Below are 223 nucleotides of genomic sequence, written 5' to 3'. Positions count from 1 at the left end.
GTTCCTGTTTTTAATTCACCGGATTTACTTACTAATTTGTTCAAACCACCAGTCACTTTCTCAGATCCATCACGCAATTCACCCATTTTACTATTTAACGTATTTAAACCTACTGTCACTTTTCCTGACCCATCTACTAATTTATTAGATCCATCTGCTAATTTCTGAACTCCATCCTTCATCTCTCCAGACTTCCCTTGAAGTGTATGAAGGCCGTCCGTCA

At 38.6% G+C, this 223-nt stretch carries 1 protein-coding gene; it reads right to left on the bottom strand.

Annotated elements, in window-relative coordinates:
• Positions 1-223 (bottom strand): hypothetical protein (locus MR083_RS27455; protein ID WP_242270147.1); only part of this gene is annotated, 223 nt, incomplete at both ends.

The organism is Bacillus cereus group sp. BfR-BA-01408, assembly GCF_022663305.1.
Lineage (GTDB): Bacteria > Bacillota > Bacilli > Bacillales > Bacillaceae_G > Bacillus_A > Bacillus_A pacificus.
The sequence above is the reverse complement of the archived record's forward strand: the minus strand, read 5'-3'. Positions and strand labels throughout refer to the sequence as shown.